At 58.8% G+C, this 16,503-nt stretch carries 15 protein-coding genes; 8 read left to right on the top strand and 7 right to left on the bottom strand.

Annotated features, from left to right (window positions below; translation table 11 throughout):
• The first annotated feature begins 19 nt into the window (after positions 1 to 19).
• Complete coding sequence (locus K3177_RS11710; RefSeq protein ID WP_221598389.1) at positions 20 to 658, top strand: carbonic anhydrase; 639 nt, start codon at positions 20 to 22, stop codon at positions 656 to 658.
• Between the two features lie 36 nt (positions 659 to 694).
• A complete protein-coding gene (locus K3177_RS11705) occupies positions 695 to 1,423 on the top strand; it encodes an NYN domain-containing protein (RefSeq protein WP_103025061.1) in 729 nt (242 codons plus the stop codon).
• A gap of 56 nt (positions 1,424 to 1,479) precedes the next feature.
• On the opposite strand, the gene K3177_RS11700 is transcribed toward K3177_RS11705, so the two are convergent.
• A complete protein-coding gene (locus K3177_RS11700; RefSeq protein WP_221598388.1) occupies positions 1,480 to 2,766 on the bottom strand; it encodes a hypothetical protein in 1,287 nt (428 codons plus the stop codon).
• Between the two features lie 302 nt (positions 2,767 to 3,068).
• Between K3177_RS11700 and gyrA the strand changes: the two genes are divergently transcribed.
• Positions 3,069 to 5,909 (top strand): DNA gyrase subunit A, encoded by a 2,841-nt coding sequence (gyrA, locus tag K3177_RS11695; protein ID WP_103025063.1) that lies wholly within the window; start codon positions 3,069 to 3,071, stop codon positions 5,907 to 5,909.
• Between the two features lie 256 nt (positions 5,910 to 6,165).
• Here the strand turns inward: gyrA and K3177_RS11690 are convergent, their stop codons facing one another.
• A complete protein-coding gene (locus tag K3177_RS11690) occupies positions 6,166 to 6,834 on the bottom strand; it encodes a lysoplasmalogenase family protein (RefSeq protein ID WP_221598387.1) in 669 nt (222 codons plus the stop codon).
• 53 nt (positions 6,835 to 6,887) lie between these two features.
• Here K3177_RS11690 and trmFO point away from each other — a divergent pair, with 53 nt between their 5' ends.
• Entirely contained in the window at positions 6,888 to 8,255 is a 1,368-nt protein-coding gene (gene trmFO / locus K3177_RS11685) for a methylenetetrahydrofolate--tRNA-(uracil(54)-C(5))-methyltransferase (FADH(2)-oxidizing) TrmFO (protein ID WP_221598386.1), read from the top strand.
• Here trmFO and K3177_RS11680 read toward each other — a convergent pair.
• The 5 genes from K3177_RS11680 to K3177_RS11660 all read right to left on the bottom strand — a co-directional run bounded on the left by K3177_RS11680 (position 8,252) and on the right by K3177_RS11660 (position 12,325).
• On the bottom strand, positions 8,252 to 8,710 hold the full coding sequence (locus K3177_RS11680; protein ID WP_221598385.1) for an EF-hand domain-containing protein: 459 nt from the start codon (positions 8,708 to 8,710) through the stop codon (positions 8,252 to 8,254). The two genes, trmFO and K3177_RS11680, sit on opposite strands and share 4 nt — an antisense overlap.
• A gap of 29 nt (positions 8,711 to 8,739) precedes the next feature.
• On the bottom strand, positions 8,740 to 9,402 hold the full coding sequence (locus K3177_RS11675; RefSeq protein ID WP_221598384.1) for a hypothetical protein: 663 nt from the start codon (positions 9,400 to 9,402) through the stop codon (positions 8,740 to 8,742).
• Positions 9,403 to 9,418: 16 nt separating this feature from the next.
• The gene (locus tag K3177_RS11670) at positions 9,419 to 10,804 is read right to left on the bottom strand and encodes a pyruvate dehydrogenase complex E1 component subunit beta (RefSeq protein ID WP_103025068.1); all 1,386 of its coding nucleotides are present in this window, start codon (positions 10,802 to 10,804) and stop codon (positions 9,419 to 9,421) included.
• A gap of 3 nt (positions 10,805 to 10,807) precedes the next feature.
• Positions 10,808 to 11,884, bottom strand: coding sequence for a pyruvate dehydrogenase (acetyl-transferring) E1 component subunit alpha (gene pdhA, locus K3177_RS11665; protein ID WP_103025069.1), 1,077 nt, complete (start codon positions 11,882 to 11,884; stop codon positions 10,808 to 10,810).
• 126 nt (positions 11,885 to 12,010) lie between these two features.
• The gene (locus K3177_RS11660; RefSeq protein WP_103025070.1) at positions 12,011 to 12,325 is read right to left on the bottom strand and encodes an FtsB family cell division protein; all 315 of its coding nucleotides are present in this window, start codon (positions 12,323 to 12,325) and stop codon (positions 12,011 to 12,013) included.
• 171 nt (positions 12,326 to 12,496) lie between these two features.
• Between K3177_RS11660 and hppD the strand changes: the two genes are divergently transcribed.
• From hppD to K3177_RS11640, 4 genes are all read left to right on the top strand, one after another.
• Positions 12,497 to 13,618: a 4-hydroxyphenylpyruvate dioxygenase gene (gene hppD, locus K3177_RS11655; RefSeq protein ID WP_221598383.1), complete on the top strand. Its 1,122-nt coding sequence runs from the start codon at positions 12,497 to 12,499 to the stop codon at positions 13,616 to 13,618.
• Positions 13,615 to 14,187: a VOC family protein gene (locus K3177_RS11650; protein ID WP_221598382.1), complete on the top strand. Its 573-nt coding sequence runs from the start codon at positions 13,615 to 13,617 to the stop codon at positions 14,185 to 14,187. The genes hppD and K3177_RS11650 overlap by 4 nt, the downstream gene beginning before the upstream one ends.
• Before the next feature lie 80 nt (positions 14,188 to 14,267).
• Positions 14,268 to 15,146 carry a mechanosensitive ion channel family protein gene (locus K3177_RS11645; RefSeq protein ID WP_345725399.1) on the top strand — a complete coding sequence of 293 codons (879 nt, stop codon included), beginning with the start codon at positions 14,268 to 14,270 and terminating at the stop codon, positions 15,144 to 15,146.
• Between the two features lie 75 nt (positions 15,147 to 15,221).
• Positions 15,222 to 16,400 carry an MFS transporter gene (locus tag K3177_RS11640; protein ID WP_221598381.1) on the top strand — a complete coding sequence of 393 codons (1,179 nt, stop codon included), beginning with the start codon at positions 15,222 to 15,224 and terminating at the stop codon, positions 16,398 to 16,400.
• Positions 16,401 to 16,503 lie beyond the last annotated feature (103 nt).

Here is a 16,503-nt window from a genome sequence, read left to right as displayed (position 1 = left end):
ATCGGGGCAGCGGAGCGATATGAAGACTTTCGATGAAATGATCGACGGCTACGGCCGCTTCCGCAGCGGCGACTGGAAGCGTCAGCACGAGCGGTGGGAACAGCTCAAGGAAGGCCAGTCACCCCAGGTTATGGTGATTGCCTGTTCGGATAGCCGGGTCGATCCGGCGCAGATATTCGATGTCGATCCGGGCGAGATTTTCGTGGTGCGCAATGTCGCCGCTCTGGTGCCGCCGTTCGAAACGACGCCCGGCCAGCACGGTGTTTCTGCCGCGCTCGAATTTGCCGTCCAGTTCCTCAAGGTCCGCGAAGTCGTCGTGATGGGTCACGGCATGTGCGGCGGCTGTCAGGCGGCGCTGACGCAGAATCTGCATGGCAACCGCCTCGGCGAAGGCGGCTTCGTGGCCCACTGGATCGACATGCTGGACGACGTGCGTGAACCGATCGCGGCTGAAAAGGGTACCGTTGGACGCGACGCCGAGCGCGCGATGGAAATGGCTGCCGTCAAGGTGAGCCTTGCCAATCTGCGGACCTTCCCTTGCGTGCAGGAAAAGGAAGCGAACGGCAGCCTCAGACTGCGCGGAGCCTATTTCGCAATTTCCGATGGCGTGCTGCATCTGCTCGACGAGAAAAGCGGGGAATTTCTCCCCGCCTCCTGACTTGCGCCCGGCACCGGTGGCGGCCATGTGTGCGCCATGTCAGATTCCGGCCTCAAGAACATCGCCCTGCTCATCGACGCGGACAACACCAGCCCCAAGGGTATCGATCCCGTCCTCACCGTCATGGCGGAACTCGGGCAGGTCAATATCAAGCGAGCCTATGGCAATTTTGCCAAGAACAACCTCGCCAACTGGGACAAGATTACCCACAAATACGGCATTCGCCCGCAGCAGCAGTTCGATCTGACAGCAGGCAAGAACGCTACCGACATGGCCATGACGATCGATGCGATCGACCTTCTCTATCAGGGCAAGGTCGATGGCTTCGGCATCATGAGCTCGGACAGCGACTTTACCCCGCTGGTCACCCGGCTCAGGCAGGACGGCCTGATCGTCTACGGTTTCGGCAGTACCAGCAAAACGCCCGCCGCATTCAAGAGCGCGTGCACTCGCTTCATCGACATCGATGCTTTGATCAAAAGCGCCTCGGACGAACCGGATGCGCCCAAGTCGGAGGCCGCTCCGGGTAAATCGGGGATTGACGATGAACTCGTCGAGCTTCTCGGGACCGCATGGAAAGCCGCGAAACGCGACGAGAACGGCTTCGCGTCGCTTAGCGAGGTCGGCAATATCGCCGGCAACCGATCCAGCTTCGATGTTCGCAACTATGGGTTCAAGCGGCTATCGGACCTCTTCCAGTCCATCGACCAGTTCCAGGTCGAACGGCGCGAGAACAATCATCTCTATGTGAAACGGCTCCGCTGACGAAAAAGGGCGCGAACCGGAGTTCGCGCCCTTTCTTAATCTGTTGGATTGGAGTGTTACGCTCCGCCGCTTGCCTTCTGGCTGGCATAGGCAGCCCAAAGATCGGCGATCGGCTTGCGCGTGCCATTGACCGACTTGAAGGTCGTTTCAGCCTCGGCAAACTTGCCTTGGTCGAACTGCGCGATGCCAAGGCGGGTCGAAACCATGCCCTTGTCAGCACTCGGCATGGACAGAGCCTTGGTATACATCGCTTCCGCATCGGCCGGGCGTTTCAGGCCGAGCATGGTGTCGCCAGCAGCCATGACCGTCGAAAGCGTGGCACCGGATTTGTTCGCATCCGCGATCAGCTTGTCCGCATCGGCGCGGTCGGCCTCTGCACGGCTAGCGGCCTGCTCGCGCGTGTCGGTGATGTACGGGTCGGTCTTGTCGAGCGAGCCCTTGGCATAGCCTTCATCAATCACGGCTACCACTTCGGCAGGGAGACGACGATAGTCTGCCGCATCGACATACTCGCGGTACACATTGCCATCACGCAGGGCCCCCGCGCGCTGACCGAGGCGCAGCAGATCGAGCGTTTCCGGCTGCTGGTAGCCCCCAGTGTTCAACTGAATTGCCACCGCATCGCCCCAGCTTTGATCGCTCGGATACTGGCTGACATACCAGGTCGAATACTTGTTGGCCTCTTCCTTGAGATTGTTGTTGTAAGCCTGTGCAAGCCCGCGCTTCAGCCACGCTTCATCGACCGGCTCGCCAGCAGCGACCTTGCTTTCAATGATCTGGCTCAGATAGTTCAGTCCCTGCTGGGCCTGATCTTCGGCAAAGTAGCTTTCCGCCACGAAGATCAAAGGATCACGCTCGGTATATCCTGCTTCGGCTGCCGCTTCGAAATAGGGGCGCGCCTTGGCGTAATCGTTCGCCGCATAAGCGAGCTGGCCGGCCACGAAGTTGTACTGGCCAAGATTTTCAGCCGGAACGTTGCCGCTCTGCAGCATCATTTCCATGCCCTGCAGCGCGGTTGGCTGATCTTCTGCCTTCACGGCCGTCGCATAGATGAAGCTGCCTGCGGCGAAGCGATCGTCGTTGTTTTCAGCCGCGGCTACCAGGCCCGGGACAGCCGCCTTGATCGATGCGTAATCCACCGGCTCGGCCGATGCCATCGTTTCAAGCGGCTTGTACGCTTCGATGAATGCCTTCGAATATTTCGGCTGGCTCTTCTTTTCCTTCTGGGCAAACGCCGGCGCTTCGAATGCGCTGGCTGCGACCATGCCGCCTGCGGCGATCGAAACTGCCAGGGCCAGGGTCGAGGCCGCGTTGTTCTTGCGGGCAAGACGAGTGAAAATCATATGATAAACTCCCAAGAGTGGATAGGGGGCTGAGCGCCTCTGCGCCTGTTCAGATTTGGCTTGGCGGCACATGCCGCGTGTGGGCTCTCATTGCAAATTCTTCTACGGAAAGTGGGCTGAATGGGTATTGAATGCCTGTCTGGCTCACCGTTCATGGTTACCATCCTCGCTTGCAGTACCCATATGTGGAAAAAGCGCTCGAAACCGGGCTTTGGTTCCCGGCGCGAGTGGCGCTCCCCAACCCTTTCCCCTAGGCTCTGCACACCTAGAACATAAAGCCTTTGGCAGTACGGAAATACGTTTTGTCCGACGATATTGAAATTCTGGATACCCCCGCCCCCGGCGGTGAAGAATACGCCCGCATCGACATCGTCGATGAAATGAAGACCAGCTATCTCGATTACGCGATGAGCGTGATCGTCAGCCGCGCCCTGCCAGATGTGCGCGACGGTTTGAAACCTGTTCACCGGCGCATCCTTTTCGCCAGCAACGAGGGCGGCTTCGTTGCAGGCCGCCCCTACCGCAAGAGCGCCAAGATCGTCGGCGACGTCATGGGTAACTATCACCCTCATGGCGATGCCGCGATTTACGATGCCCTCGCCCGGATGACTCAGGACTGGTCGCTACGCGTGCCGCTGATCGATGGTCAGGGTAACTTCGGCTCGATGGACCCGGATCCGCCGGCATCCATGCGTTACACCGAAGCGCGGCTTGCACGTGTCGCCAATGCCCTGCTCGACGATCTCGACAAGGATACGGTCGACTTCACCGACAACTACGACGGGTCGCGCCGCGAACCGACCGTGCTTCCGGCCCGTTTCCCTAACCTGCTGGTCAACGGCGCAGGCGGCATCGCGGTCGGCATGGCGACCAACATTCCGCCGCACAACCTTGGCGAAGTGATCGACGGCTGCTTCGCGTTCATGGACAACCCGGCGATCACGTCGGAAGAACTGTTCGAAATCATTCCCGGTCCGGATTTCCCGACCGCACCGCTCATCCTCGGCAAATCCGGGGCACGCGCGGCCTATACGGTGGGTCGCGGCTCGATTCTCATGCGCGCGCGCCACGAGGTCGAGACGAAGGGCAATCGCCAGTCGATCGTCCTGTCTTCCATTCCCTATCAGGTCGGCAAGAGCGGGCTGGTCGAAAAGATCGCGGAAGCCGCAAAAGAAAAACGGATCGAAGGCGTCTCCGACATCCGCGATGAATCATCGCGTGAAGGTGTGCGCGTCGTCGTCGATCTCAAGCGGGATGCCTCGCCGGAGGTCGTGCTCAACCAGATCTGGCGCTATACGCCGGCACAGGCCAGCTTCCCGGCCAACATGCTGGCGATCCGCGGCGGCCGCCCCGAAGTGCTCACCCTGCGTGACTTCATCCAGGCCTTCATCGGTTTCCGCGAAGAAGTCATCACGCGCCGGACAAAGTTCGAACTGAACAAGGCGCGTGAGCGCGCTCATATCTTGCTCGGCCTCGTGGTCGCCGTCTCGAACCTCGACGAAGTCGTGGCAATGATCCGGGGCTCCTCCAATCCTGCTGCTGCGCGCGCAAAACTGCTCGCCAAGGAATGGGCGATTGGCGACATTGCGCAATATATCGCGCTGGTCGAAGCGATCGAACCGACCGACGAACAGACGGGCGGCACCTATCGCCTCTCCGAACGTCAGGTGAAGGCGATTCTCGAACTCCGCCTGCACCGCCTCACGGCTCTCGGTCGCGACGAAATCGGCGACGAGCTTAAAGAACTCAGCCTCGCGATCGAGGAATATCTCTCGATCCTGGCAGACCGCGTGAAGCTCTATCGCGTCATGCGCGAAGAGCTCGAGGAAATCCGCAATACCTATGCCACGCCGCGCATCAGCGAAATCGCGCCGGCCTGGGATGGTATCGAAGACGAAGACCTCATCGAACGCGAAGAAATGGTCGTTACGGTCACCCATGGCGGCTATATCAAGCGCACCCCGCTCGATGCCTTCCGCGCCCAGGCACGCGGCGGCAAGGGCCGCAGCGGCATGGCGACGAAGGATGAAGACGCAGTCGTCGAAATGTTCGTCACCTCGACGCATAATCCGGTGCTGTTCTTCACCAATACCGGCCGCGTCTATCGCATGAAGGTCTGGAAGCTGCCCGAAGGTGGCCCGCAGACCAAGGGACGCCCGATGGTCAACCTCCTTCCCCTGGGCGATGATGAGCGTGTTACCAACGTCCTGCCTCTGCCGGAGGATGAGGGCGAATGGTCCAAGCTCAACATCGTGTTCGCCACGGAACAGGGCATGGTCCGCCGCAATTCCATGGATGCCTTCACTAACGTGCCCAGCAACGGCAAATACGCGATGGGCTTTGTCGAAGGCAGTGGCGACCGCCTGATCGGCGTGCGCCTCCTCAGCGAAGGGCAGGAGATTTTCCTTGCTTCGGATAGCGGCAAGGCAATCCGTTTCGCTGCCAGCGATGCCCGCGAAACGAAGAGTCGCACCGGTATCGGCGTTCGCGGCATGAAGCTCCGGGACGATCAGAAGGTCGTGTCCATGGCTGTTCTTGACGCTGGGGAGCGCGATACGGAAGTTCGCGACCAGTATCTTCGGGCCGCCGAATGGAAGAACAACGATAACGAACCGACGCTCGATGCCGAAAAGGTCGCCGAACTGGCCGAAGCGGAAGAGTTCATTCTCACGCTCACAGCCAATGGGTATGGCAAGATCTCGTCGGCATACGAATATCGGACCACTGGCCGCGGCGGTCAGGGCCTGACCAATATCGGCGAACCGTCCAGCAATCCGAACCGCAACGGCCATGTCGTCGCCAGCTTCCCTGTACGGCACGGCATGCAGCTCATGCTGGTCACCGATCAGGCCAAGCTTATCCGTATGCCGCTGCAGTTCCGTCATCTGATTGATGGCGGGTTCGACAGCCACACCGGCTTCTCGATCTCCGGTCGCGGATCGTCGGGCGTGCGCATCTTCAATGTCGCCAAGGGCGAACAGATCGTCAAAGCGGCAAGGATCGACGAAACCGAAGAACCCGAAAACTCCGCAGAAGAAGCTGTGGCTGACGAGATTGCCGATCGCGGTGGGCTCGATCGCACAACGCCGCACACCACCTTCCACTCGGACGACAATATCGAAGGCGAGCCCGACAGCGACTGACGCTTCGCGCTCGGATTGATTTTCCTACATGAACCGGAGGGGCTAAGGCTCCTTCGGTTCTTTCACATCGTCGCCAGCCCAAACCGATCGCACCGAAGCCCGTTCTCTCGGCTTTCAAAGATATTTGAAAAGTGACACGTCAGCGCGTCGCCTCGCCCGTGCTCGATATCATACACCGCTAATATCGTTAGACTTTTCTAACTGCCAGCCCCTCTCCAGAGAGGACGCGCAGTTTTGAAAACACCGCTGGTTTGCGTCAACCTCGCTGCGTGAAGCTCTTGCCCCGCAACGTCTGGACAACCCCGGTCGCGATCAGGAACTGCCCGCCGAAATAAAGCGGCCAGATCAGCCAGCTCGTTATCGATTCGGGCAAGACACCGGCTTCGCGGGAAAAAATAAACAGGTCGCTCACCACGAATAGCACGGCACCCAGGCCGACCCGGTAACGCGGAAACCGGCTCAGCCATGCTGTCGCCGCCATCGCGCCGACAACGCCAGAATACGCCGCCGCAAGCATCCAGTTATCCAGCGGGAACGTCATCAGCGCTGCAATCAGTGGCGTCAGAATCAGCAGGGCAAGTGCCGCCATAAGCTGGCTCGAACTGGTCCTCTCTCGGCGATTCCGAAGATAAAGTGCTATGGCTATCAGGTGCCCAACGGCAAACAGACTGCCGCCGACCACATAGCTGATCTCCAGGGCGACATCGCCCAGTGCCCCGAACAGCATGACTGCGGCGATCAGCAGGCCATCGGTCCCTCGTCCTCGAAAGGCGGCATAGATCGCAAGGAAGGCGACGCCTGCCCCTTTCCACAGCATCAGCCAGACTCCGCCGATGGGATCGTCGGCTACGAAGAAGTAGCTGACGCCTGCAATCAGGCTGGCGAGTAGCCATGGGCGATGTTCGGAAAGGGCGCGGCGCGACATTCGGCGACGCTAGGCCTTGCCGGAAGCCACTGGCAAGCATTAGGGCGCGCTCGATGACCCATGATATCCACATAATCGGCGGCGGCCTCGCCGGAAGCGAAGCCGCCTGGCAACTTGCCAGGCGCGGCTTCAAGGTGCGCTTGTCGGAAATGCGCGGCAGCGGCGAAATGACGCCGGCCCATCAGACCGACGGCCTGGCCGAACTCGTCTGCTCGAACAGCTTCCGCTCGGATGACGACACGAAAAATGCGGTCGGGCTGCTCCATCATGAAATGCGCCGCCTCGACAGCCTGATCATGCGCGCAGGCGAAGTCGCGCGCGTGCCCGCCGGTTCGGCAATGGCAGTCGATCGCGATGTGTTTTCTGCCGAAGTTCAGCGCACCCTCGCCGAACATCCCAATGTCACCGTCATTCGCGAACGGGTCGATGCCCTTCCCACCTCCGGTGCGACCATCGTCGCTACCGGGCCACTGACGGCCCAGTCGCTGGCCGAAAGTATCGTGGGGGCAACCGGGCAGGACCGCCTCGCTTTCTTCGATGCGATTGCACCTATCGTCCATCACGACAGCATCGACATGTCCAAATGCTGGATACAGAGCCGGTGGAACAAACGCACCGAAGCATCGAACGAAGATGGCGATTATATCAATTGCCCGATGACGAAGGAGCAATATCTCGCCTTCCACCAAGGCTTGATGGACGGCGAAAAGACCGAATTTCGCGACTGGGAAGCCGACACCCCTTATTTCGACGGCTGTATGCCGATCGAGGTCATGGCTGCGCGCGGCGTCGAAACGCTTCGCTATGGTCCGATGAAGGGGGTCGGGCTCGATAACCCCTTCGATACATCGGAAGAGTTTCCGCAAGGCCGCTGGCCATATGCCGTCGTGCAGCTCCGCCAGGATAACAAGCTCGGCACCTTGTGGAACATGGTCGGTTTCCAGACCAAGCTCAAATATGGTGCACAGGTCGAACTCTTCCGGACGATACCCGGCCTCGAGAATGCGGAATTCGCCCGTCTCGGCGGATTGCACCGCAATACCTTCATCAACTCACCCCTCGTTCTAGACCGTCAACTTCGTTTGAAGGGTGGCGATCACATCCGGTTCGCCGGGCAGATCACCGGCTGTGAAGGCTATGTCGAAAGTTCGGCAGTGGGTTTGATGGCCGGGCTCATGACGGCAGCTCAGCTTGCGGGGCGCGAATGGGCGCCGCCGCCGCGTACTACGGCTTTCGGCGCACTCCTGTCGCACATCACCGGCGATGCCGAAGCGTCCACCTTTCAGCCCATGAACGTCAATTTCGGTCTATTCCCGCCCTTGCACGACGTGGGAAAGAAAGTGCGGAAAGAGGCCTACACCAATCGCGCGAAGGCTGATTTCGGGGAATGGCTCGCCGGCATGGAAGCGGTTCCCGCCTAGCAGGCGCAGCGCGGTTTCTTCTTCGGTTTGGGTGCCGTGGTCGCGAACTCGGCCGGGGTCAGCTCGTTGTCGCCATTCGCATCCGCAGATTCGAATTTCTCCACCGTAGCAACCGCCCATTCTTCGAAATCGAGCAGATTGTTGCCGTCCTTGTCGAGCTTGCGAAACGCCTCCGTTCGACTGGACAACATTTCCGTACGCGTGATGCGCCAGTCGCGATTACGGTCATACCGGAAGAAGCGGCGTTGCTCCTTGGTGAGCTCGGTTGCCTCGGGTGGCGCGGGTCCCACCATGTCGTCCGGGTCGGAAGCCGGAATTTCCGGAAGGTTGGCCGAGGCTTCTGCAGGCTGCGGTGGCGGCGCTCCGCGTTCCACTTCCGCTCTGCCCTGCCACCAGAACAGCCCCAATCCAGTGAGCGCGAGTGCGATCAAGGCCCCCAACACGATCCGGTTCATTCAATGCCCCCCTTGAACCCTGCGCGAGCCTAGCGTCCAATCAGGCTCAACCGCAAGGCAATCAAGGGGCTGGCGCGATCACCCAGCATCGGTCGTCCACCGAAATGCAGGGACCGCCGCGCGAGTCCGGCAATGACAGCGAGCGGCCGCATGTCGCGCGAAAGCCGCAGCCCGTCCGCACCCTCTGCGGCACCCAGTTTCACCGCTCTCGACAGTTCGGCTTCGTCGCGGGCGTTGATGGCAAGGTCAGCCAGCGCCCATAGCGTTCCGGCGCGGCGTACGTCGCGCTCGTGGTCCATCGTTCCGACCAGATTTGCCAAGCCCAGCGACAGGCTTACTCTACCGGCTACGAACTCCAGGATCGCCGTTTCTGCCAGCGGTCGCGGCGAGAGCAGTGCCTCCCACCCTTCGATCAATTCGACTAACGCGGCTTCGTTCTGGTTCCAGTTCTTCCCGATCAGATCGAGCAATTGGTCGCCCCGCGGCCGATCGTGGACCGGCTTGCCGAGCTGATCGCGCCACCATGCAAGCCGCATTTGCCCGAGCATCGGCTCGCTTGCGCCAAGAACCATCCGACCGACGCGGCCATCGAGGGCAAAGGCGGCTAGCCAAATGTCCCGATGTGCGCTCGCGCTCGAAAGAGCGACGCGCAACACTTCGGGACATTCGTCGAGCAGGTCGGCACTCTCCATGAAAGCGCCCTCCCCGTCAGTCGCGATAACAGACCTTCTTGACGGCCTCGATGATCCGCGGTGTGTCGATCAGCGCAAGCTTCTCGAGGTTCGCAGCATAGGGCAGCGGAACGTCCTCATTGCAAACGCGGGTGACCGGTGCATCGAGATGGTCGAAGCCTTCTTCCATGCAGATCGCCACAATTTCCGAGGCAATCGAACATGTCGGCCAGTTTTCTTCGGCGATGACCAGTCGGTTGGTCTTGGCAAGCGAGGTAAGTACCGTTTCCTTGTCGAGCGGGCGCAAGGTACGCAGATCGATGACCTCCGCTTCGATGCCTTCATTCGAAAGCTCTTCCGCTGCCTCGAGTGCAAGCCCGACGGCGATCGAATAAGAAACGATCGTTACGTCCGAACCCTCGCGCATGATCCGCGCCTTGCCGATCGGAAGCACGTAGTCATCCAGATCGGGAACCTCGAAGCTTCGCCCGTAAACAAGCTCGTTCTCGAGGAATACGACGGGATCTTCACTACGTATGGCGGCCTTGAGCAGGCCCTTGGCATCTGCAGCATCGTATGGTGCGATAACTACCAAACCAGGTACGCTTGCGTACCAGGCTCCGTAATTCTGGCTATGCTGTGCGCCTACGCGGCTTGCTGCACCGTTGGGGCCACGAAACACGACCGGACAGCGCATCTGACCACCGGACATGTAGTTGGTCTTGGCCGCGGAATTTACGATATGATCGATCGCCTGCATGGCGAAATTGAAGGTCATGAATTCGACGATCGGGCGCAGACCACCCATTGCGGCGCCGGTGCCGATGCCTGCAAATCCATATTCCGTAATCGGAGTATCGATGACCCGCTTGGCCCCGAATTCATCCAGCAGGCCTTGCGTGACCTTGTACGCCCCCTGATACTGGGCCACTTCCTCGCCCATGACGAAGACGCGTTCGTCCTTGCGCATTTCTTCGGCCATGGCATCGCGCAAAGCTTCACGGACGGAAACCGATGTGAAGCTGGTGCCTTCGGGAACCTCCGGATCCTTCACGTCGACCTTGCGCGGCGTCTTCATCAGCTGCGCTTCACTGGCATCGGTAGATTTCTCTTTGCCGCCGCTCTTGTCTGATTCCGGCGATTCCTTTTCAGCGGGCGCCTCGATATCGGAAGCATCTTCGTCCTCGCCAGCCAGCATGGCGATCACGGTCCCGACCTTCACGCCTTCGGTACCTTCGTCGATGAGGATTTTCCCGAGGGTCCCTTCATCGACTGCCTCGAATTCCATCGTAGCCTTGTCGGTTTCGATTTCGGCTATGATGTCACCCGCAACGATCTCGTCACCTTCGGACTTCAGCCACTTGGCCAATGTGCCCTCCTCCATAGTGGGCGACAGCGCGGGCATTTTCAGTTCGATAGCCATGGCTCAATACTCCTCCACCAGTACGTCGGTGTAGAGTTCGCTCGCTTCCGGCTCTGGCGAGTTCTCGGCAAAATCCGCAGCTTCGGTCACGGTCTTGCGAATATCCTTGTCGATCGCTTTCAATTCTTCCTCGGTCGAGCCGTTTTCGAGTAGCAGCTTCTTGATCCCTTCGATCGGATCCTTGTGATCGCGAATATCCTGGACCTCTTCGCGCGTACGGTACTTTGCCGGATCGGACATCGAATGCCCGCGATAGCGATAGGTATTGCATTCCATCAGGACCGGCCCCTTGCCTTCGCGAACATGCTTGAAAGCGATCTCGGCAGCCTGCCTGACTTCCAGAACGTCCATGCCGTTCACGTCCATTCCCGGAATACGGAAGGCGGTGCCGCGGCGGTGGAATTCTGTTTCAGCAGAGCTGCGACCGACGGCGGTTCCCATGGCGTACTGGTTGTTTTCGACCACAAAGACGATCGGCAAATTCCAGAGCGCCGCCATGTTCATCGTTTCATATACCTGGCCCTGGTTGGCGGCACCGTCGCCGAAGTAGGCAAGACAGAAACCGCCATCGTCGTTGTACTGGTGAGCCAGCGCGAGGCCCCCGCCCAATGAAACCTGGGCACCTACGATGCCGTGACCGCCATAAAATTTATGTTCGGTCGAGAACATGTGCATCGACCCGCCCTTGCCCTTCGAGATGCCGGCTTCCCTGCCGGTCAGTTCGGCCATGATGACTTTGGGATCGATGCCGTAGGCGAGCATGTGACCATGGTCGCGATATCCGGTGATGACACTGTCCTTGTCACCATCGAGCGCGGACTGGAGGCCGATCGCAACTGCTTCCTGCCCGATGTAAAGGTGACAGAAACCGCCGATCAGGCCGAGACCATATAGCTGGCCCGCGCGCTCTTCGAAGCGACGGATGAGCAGCATCTGCTCGTAAAAATGGAGCATCTGCTCCTTGCTGGCATCGTAATGGCGATTCTCTTCCAACGCCTCTTGCAGGGAGTGGAGAGCGAAGTCGGGATCTTCCGCAGGCGATTTGGTGGGCTGCTTCTTGCTCCGGGGGGCTTTGGCCAAGACTTGTGTCCTTGTTCTTCCGGGGAGGATGTCAGTTGCGCCTATAGGCACAGGCTTGCGACCCGCGCAACGGCAGAGCGCATGTGCATACGAAAACCCTTACGGCAAGCGATGGTTTCGCTCCGTTCAGTCTTCCAGTTTTATGACGACTTCGTTCGGATGCACGACATTGAGCTGACTACGCAGCAGCTCGCCGACCATATCGGGATCAGCGGCGTTGGGATCAAGTAAGGCGACCCGGTTCTCAAGCGCATGCCTTTCGGCCTGCAGTTTTGCCAACTGGGCCTCACGCTGATCGAGCAGCCGCAAATTCTCACTCCAGGCAAGCAGTCCGGATGGACCTGCAATCGCCAATCCGCCCATGACCAGGAGCGCAGCAAGAGCGGCATGCTGCGAGGTCCTGACTCGGCGGATCGAAGCTAGGGAATTTGTGCGGCGCATGAGGCGACAGAATCACAGTTAACCGCTTCGCGCAAGCACAATTCATCGTCGACATCCGTTTGACGCATGAAAGGAACTGGCCACCATGCATGGCCGTTGAAAACTTGACAGCTTACGAGCGACTGTGATTAGTTACTTTTGAAACCACCTAGCAAATCCCAGAGGATTGAAATGACCGATCTCTTCGAAAATCCAATCGGACTCGACGGATTCGAGTTCGTCGAATTCTGCGCTCCCGAAAAAGGCGTCGTCGAACCGGTCTTTAAAGCCATGGGATTTACCCATGTAGCCACGCACCGATCGAAGGACGTGAATCTCTGGCGTCAGGGTCAGATCAACCTCATCCTCAACTACGAACCGCGAAGCGCCGCGTGGTTTTTTGCGCGCGAGCACGGCCCCTCGGCATGCGGCATGGGTTTCAGAGTTCGCGATGCGAAGAAGGCCTATGAAGAACTTCTCGAAAAAGGGGCAGAACCTGTCGCGGTGGAAACCGGTCCGATGGAGCTGCGCATCCCTGCCATCCGTGGCATCGGCGGTGCTATCGTTTATCTGATTGACCGTTATGCAGATGCAGAAGGCGACGGCCTCTCCATCTACGATATCGATTTCGAATATCTCGATGGTGTCGAAAAGTGGCCTGTTGGAGCCGGCTTCAACGTGATCGATCACTTGACGCACAATGTTTATAACGGACGCATGAAGTACTGGGCGGATTATTACGAGACGCTCTTCAACTTCCGCGAAATCCGCTTTTTCGACATCAAGGGTGAATATACTGGCCTGACATCCAAGGCATTGACGGCGCCTGATGGCAAAATTCGCATTCCGCTCAACGAGGAAGGTGAAGGCGGTAAGGGTCAGATCGAAGAGTTCCTCAAGGAATTCAACGGAGAAGGTATCCAGCACATCGCCTTGATCTGTGACGATCTTGTGCAGGCCTGGGACAATCTGAAGAGCCTTGGCGTTCCCTTCATGACCGCCCCGCCCGAAACCTATTACGAAATGCTGCCCGACCGTCTGCCCGATCACGGGGAGCCGGTGGATGAATTGAAAGCCCGCGGGATCCTGCTCGATGGTACGACAGAAGGCGGGCACCCGCGTCTGCTGCTGCAGATTTTTGCCGAAGCGCAGGTCGGTCCGGTGTTCTTCGAATTCATCCAGCGCAAGGGTGACGAAGGTTTCGGTGAAGGAAATTTCAAGGCGCTGTTTGAAAGCATGGAGCGCGACCAGATCAAGCGCGGCGCCCTCAGCGTTGAGGACGCCAAGACAGTCGAGACGGAGCCCGCAGAATGAGCGAAGCACCTGTTCATCCCGTGAAGCTCGCTGGCGTCCACCATGCGGCCTATCGCTGCAAGGATGCGAAGGAAACGGTCGAATGGTACGGCAAAGTGCTCGGCATGGATTACACGACGGCCTTTGCAGAGGATCACGTGCCATCCACGGGCGATTACGACCCTTACATGCACGTTTTCCTCGATGCGGGTAATGGCAATATCCTAGCTTTCTTCGAACTGCCAAATCAGAAAGACATGGGCCGGGACGAAAATACCCCGGCTTGGGTCCAACATCTCGCTTTCAAACTTGGCAGCGAAGAAGAATTGCTCGCGGCCAAAAAGCATGTCGAGAGCTTGGGCATCGAGGTTCTGGGTCCAACTCACCACGGCATTTTCAAATCGATCTACTTCTTTGATCCGAATGGTCATCGGGTAGAACTAGCCACGGATATCGGCACCGATGAACAGTACGCCGAATTGAAGCGTGTTGCCCCCATGATGCTGGACGAATGGAGCCAGACTAAGAAAGCTCCGAGGCACGCCGATTGGCTGCATGAAATCGCTCGCAAGGAGCACGCCGGAAGCTAGCCTTTCTAAAGGCCATAGCCAGCAATTCGGAACCCTTTGTGCAACCCTCCCGTTGCCTCGCAAAGGGAGTTTTCTGCGACGTGAATTATATCGCAACGCTGCGCACGCAGTTGCAAACCATGGGCAAAGGCTTCGTAGAGGCGCTGCCCAGCCTTGCGATTGCATTCTTCATCATCCTTATGACGTGGATCGTTGCGCGATTTGCCGTGCGCATTTCCGACGCCGTCGTTGGGCGCACCGAGATACGCAGCAGCCTGAAGAACCTTATCGATACGCTCGTCAGGCTCGGAATCTGGACCCTCGGCATCTTCATCGCGGCGGTGGTGGTCATCCCCGATCTCACGCCGGCCAGCCTGCTTGCTGGGCTCGGTATCGGAGCCGTGGCGATTGGTTTTGCCTTCCAGGACATCTTCGAGAATTTCCTGGCAGGCGTGCTTATCATGCTGCGGGAAAAAATGCGCATCGGCGACGTGATCGAATGCGAAGATATCACCGGCAAGGTCGAACACATCACATTACGCGAAACGCATGTGCGCAAACTGTCCGGCGAACTCACAGTCGTGCCGAACTCCATCCTTTTCAAGAACCCGGTCGAAATCTTTACCGATGTCGATCAGCGCCGGCATCAGGTTGTAGTCGGCGTATCGTACGACACGCAGCTTGATCATGCTGCCGATATCATCCGTCGGGCGGTCGAAGGTGTCGATGACGTACTCGCCAGCAAGGGTGTTGATATCTTCGCGCAGGAATTCAATTCCAGTTCCGTCGACTTTCTCGTCCGATGGTGGGCCGGATCGACGCCGCGTGCGGGTTGGGAAAGCAAGGACAAGGTCATCCGTGCGATCAAGGCCGCGCTGGATGACGCCGGGATCGAAATTCCTTTCCCCTATGTGACGCATACTTTTAAAGAGACGGTGCCCGTCAGTCTGTTGGGTGACACGACGCAAAAGACGCCATAAAGGTCCGAACACAGGACCGGCTTTCGCGGTCAGATTCAGGGAAATATCGGTGACCCATGCACCAGGACGTTGGGCGTGAGCCAGCCTACGCGACTGACCGGCGCTCAGGAAACTTCACTGGCAATTGCTGCGGCAGTGGTCACTGCTAACGCTTACTACATCCATCCGATAATCGCCGAAGTGGCCGATTATTTCGGGGTCAGTCATTCCCGAATCGGTTTAGTCCCGGCACTCAACCAGATCGCTCTGGCCGTAGGCATTTTTCTGCTCCTTCCGCTTGGCGATCGTATTTCGAACCGCAGGCTGACGATCACCTTTGCTGCTGGTCAGACCGCTTCGATCGCCCTGATGGCCATCGCCAAAGGTTTCACGCTGTTCGTCATCGGGTCCACGATGCTCGGCTTTTTCACCATAGCGCCCTATCTTTTGCCGGCCTACGCTTCGAAGCGTGTTGCGCCGGAACGACTGGGTCAGGTGACGGCGAAATTGGCTGCGGGCGTTATTCTCGGGATCCTTATTGCACGGGTGGGTGCTGGTGTGGTTGCCGAGCATTTCGGATGGCGAATGATCTATTGGATCGCAGCGGCACTGATGTTGGCTGTCACACTCGCCTTGCCGCGACTTATGGAAGGTGGGGAACGATCTGCACGAGACCGGCAGTCCTATCTTAATCTCTTAGTCTCAGTATTCCCATTGATAGGCAAGCATCGGGAGATACTGTTTTCGGGCGCGATCCAGGCGCTGAACTTCGGTCAGTTCATTGCCGTATGGCTCGGCCTTGCACTTTATTTGACCTCTCCCGAAATGGGGTATGGGACGGACACGGTCGGGTATCTTGCGGGCCTTGCTGCGATCTCCATTTTTTCCACGCCCCGGCTTGGCCGATGGGCCGACGAAGTCGGCGCCCGCAAGGCGCGGGCGATCTTCGCGTTCTGTCAACTCGCAGGCATCTTGCTCCTCTGGCCCCTCGGGGGCTCGCTCTGGACCCTCATAATCCCGCTCATGATCACGAATTTCGTGGGCCCGGGTGTCGATGTAACCGGTCGAATGACTTTCCTCGCACTCGATCCGGGTGTGCGAACGCGGTTGACCACGGTTTACGTCGTCATGATGTTCATCGGTGGCGGCATCGGCAGCTATGCTGGCACGGCCGTTTACGACGCGTTCGGATGGGCAGGAACCTGTGGCCTACTTGCTCTGTGCTCGCTTGCACTAGCTTCTCTCGCGACCGCAGCCAAACGGTTCGGCCGATAAATGGTCACGGCGCCTTTTGATCTCGCATCGCATCACGTACACCCCGACCCGTCCCACTCAATGAGCACCCACGTTCTGACCTGACCATACTTTTAAGTATAAT

Source organism: Qipengyuania pacifica (assembly GCF_019711555.1).
Taxonomy (GTDB): Bacteria; Pseudomonadota; Alphaproteobacteria; order Sphingomonadales; family Sphingomonadaceae; genus Qipengyuania; species Qipengyuania pacifica.
The sequence above is the reverse complement of the archived record's forward strand: the minus strand, read 5'-3'. Positions and strand labels throughout refer to the sequence as shown.

What these genes read in the sequence shown, in the direction of transcription:
- K3177_RS11680 (WP_221598385.1), bottom strand. Translation starts at nt 8,710, where the DNA reads ATGAACCGGATCGTGTTGGGGGCCTTGATCGCACTCGCGCTCACTGGA.
- K3177_RS11650 (WP_221598382.1), top strand. Translation starts at nt 13,615, where the DNA reads ATGAGCGAAGCACCTGTTCATCCCGTGAAGCTCGCTGGCGTCCACCAT.
- K3177_RS11690 (WP_221598387.1), bottom strand. Translation starts at nt 6,834, where the DNA reads ATGTCGCGCCGCGCCCTTTCCGAACATCGCCCATGGCTACTCGCCAGC.
- K3177_RS11675 (WP_221598384.1), bottom strand. Translation starts at nt 9,402, where the DNA reads ATGGAGAGTGCCGACCTGCTCGACGAATGTCCCGAAGTGTTGCGCGTC.
- K3177_RS11700 (WP_221598388.1), bottom strand. Translation starts at nt 2,766, where the DNA reads ATGATTTTCACTCGTCTTGCCCGCAAGAACAACGCGGCCTCGACCCTG.
- K3177_RS11660 (WP_103025070.1), bottom strand. Translation starts at nt 12,325, where the DNA reads ATGCGCCGCACAAATTCCCTAGCTTCGATCCGCCGAGTCAGGACCTCG.
- K3177_RS11705 (WP_103025061.1), top strand. Translation starts at nt 695, where the DNA reads ATGTCAGATTCCGGCCTCAAGAACATCGCCCTGCTCATCGACGCGGAC.
- hppD (WP_221598383.1), top strand. Translation starts at nt 12,497, where the DNA reads ATGACCGATCTCTTCGAAAATCCAATCGGACTCGACGGATTCGAGTTC.
- K3177_RS11710 (WP_221598389.1), top strand. Translation starts at nt 20, where the DNA reads ATGAAGACTTTCGATGAAATGATCGACGGCTACGGCCGCTTCCGCAGC.
- K3177_RS11670 (WP_103025068.1), bottom strand. Translation starts at nt 10,804, where the DNA reads ATGGCTATCGAACTGAAAATGCCCGCGCTGTCGCCCACTATGGAGGAG.
- trmFO (WP_221598386.1), top strand. Translation starts at nt 6,888, where the DNA reads ATGACCCATGATATCCACATAATCGGCGGCGGCCTCGCCGGAAGCGAA.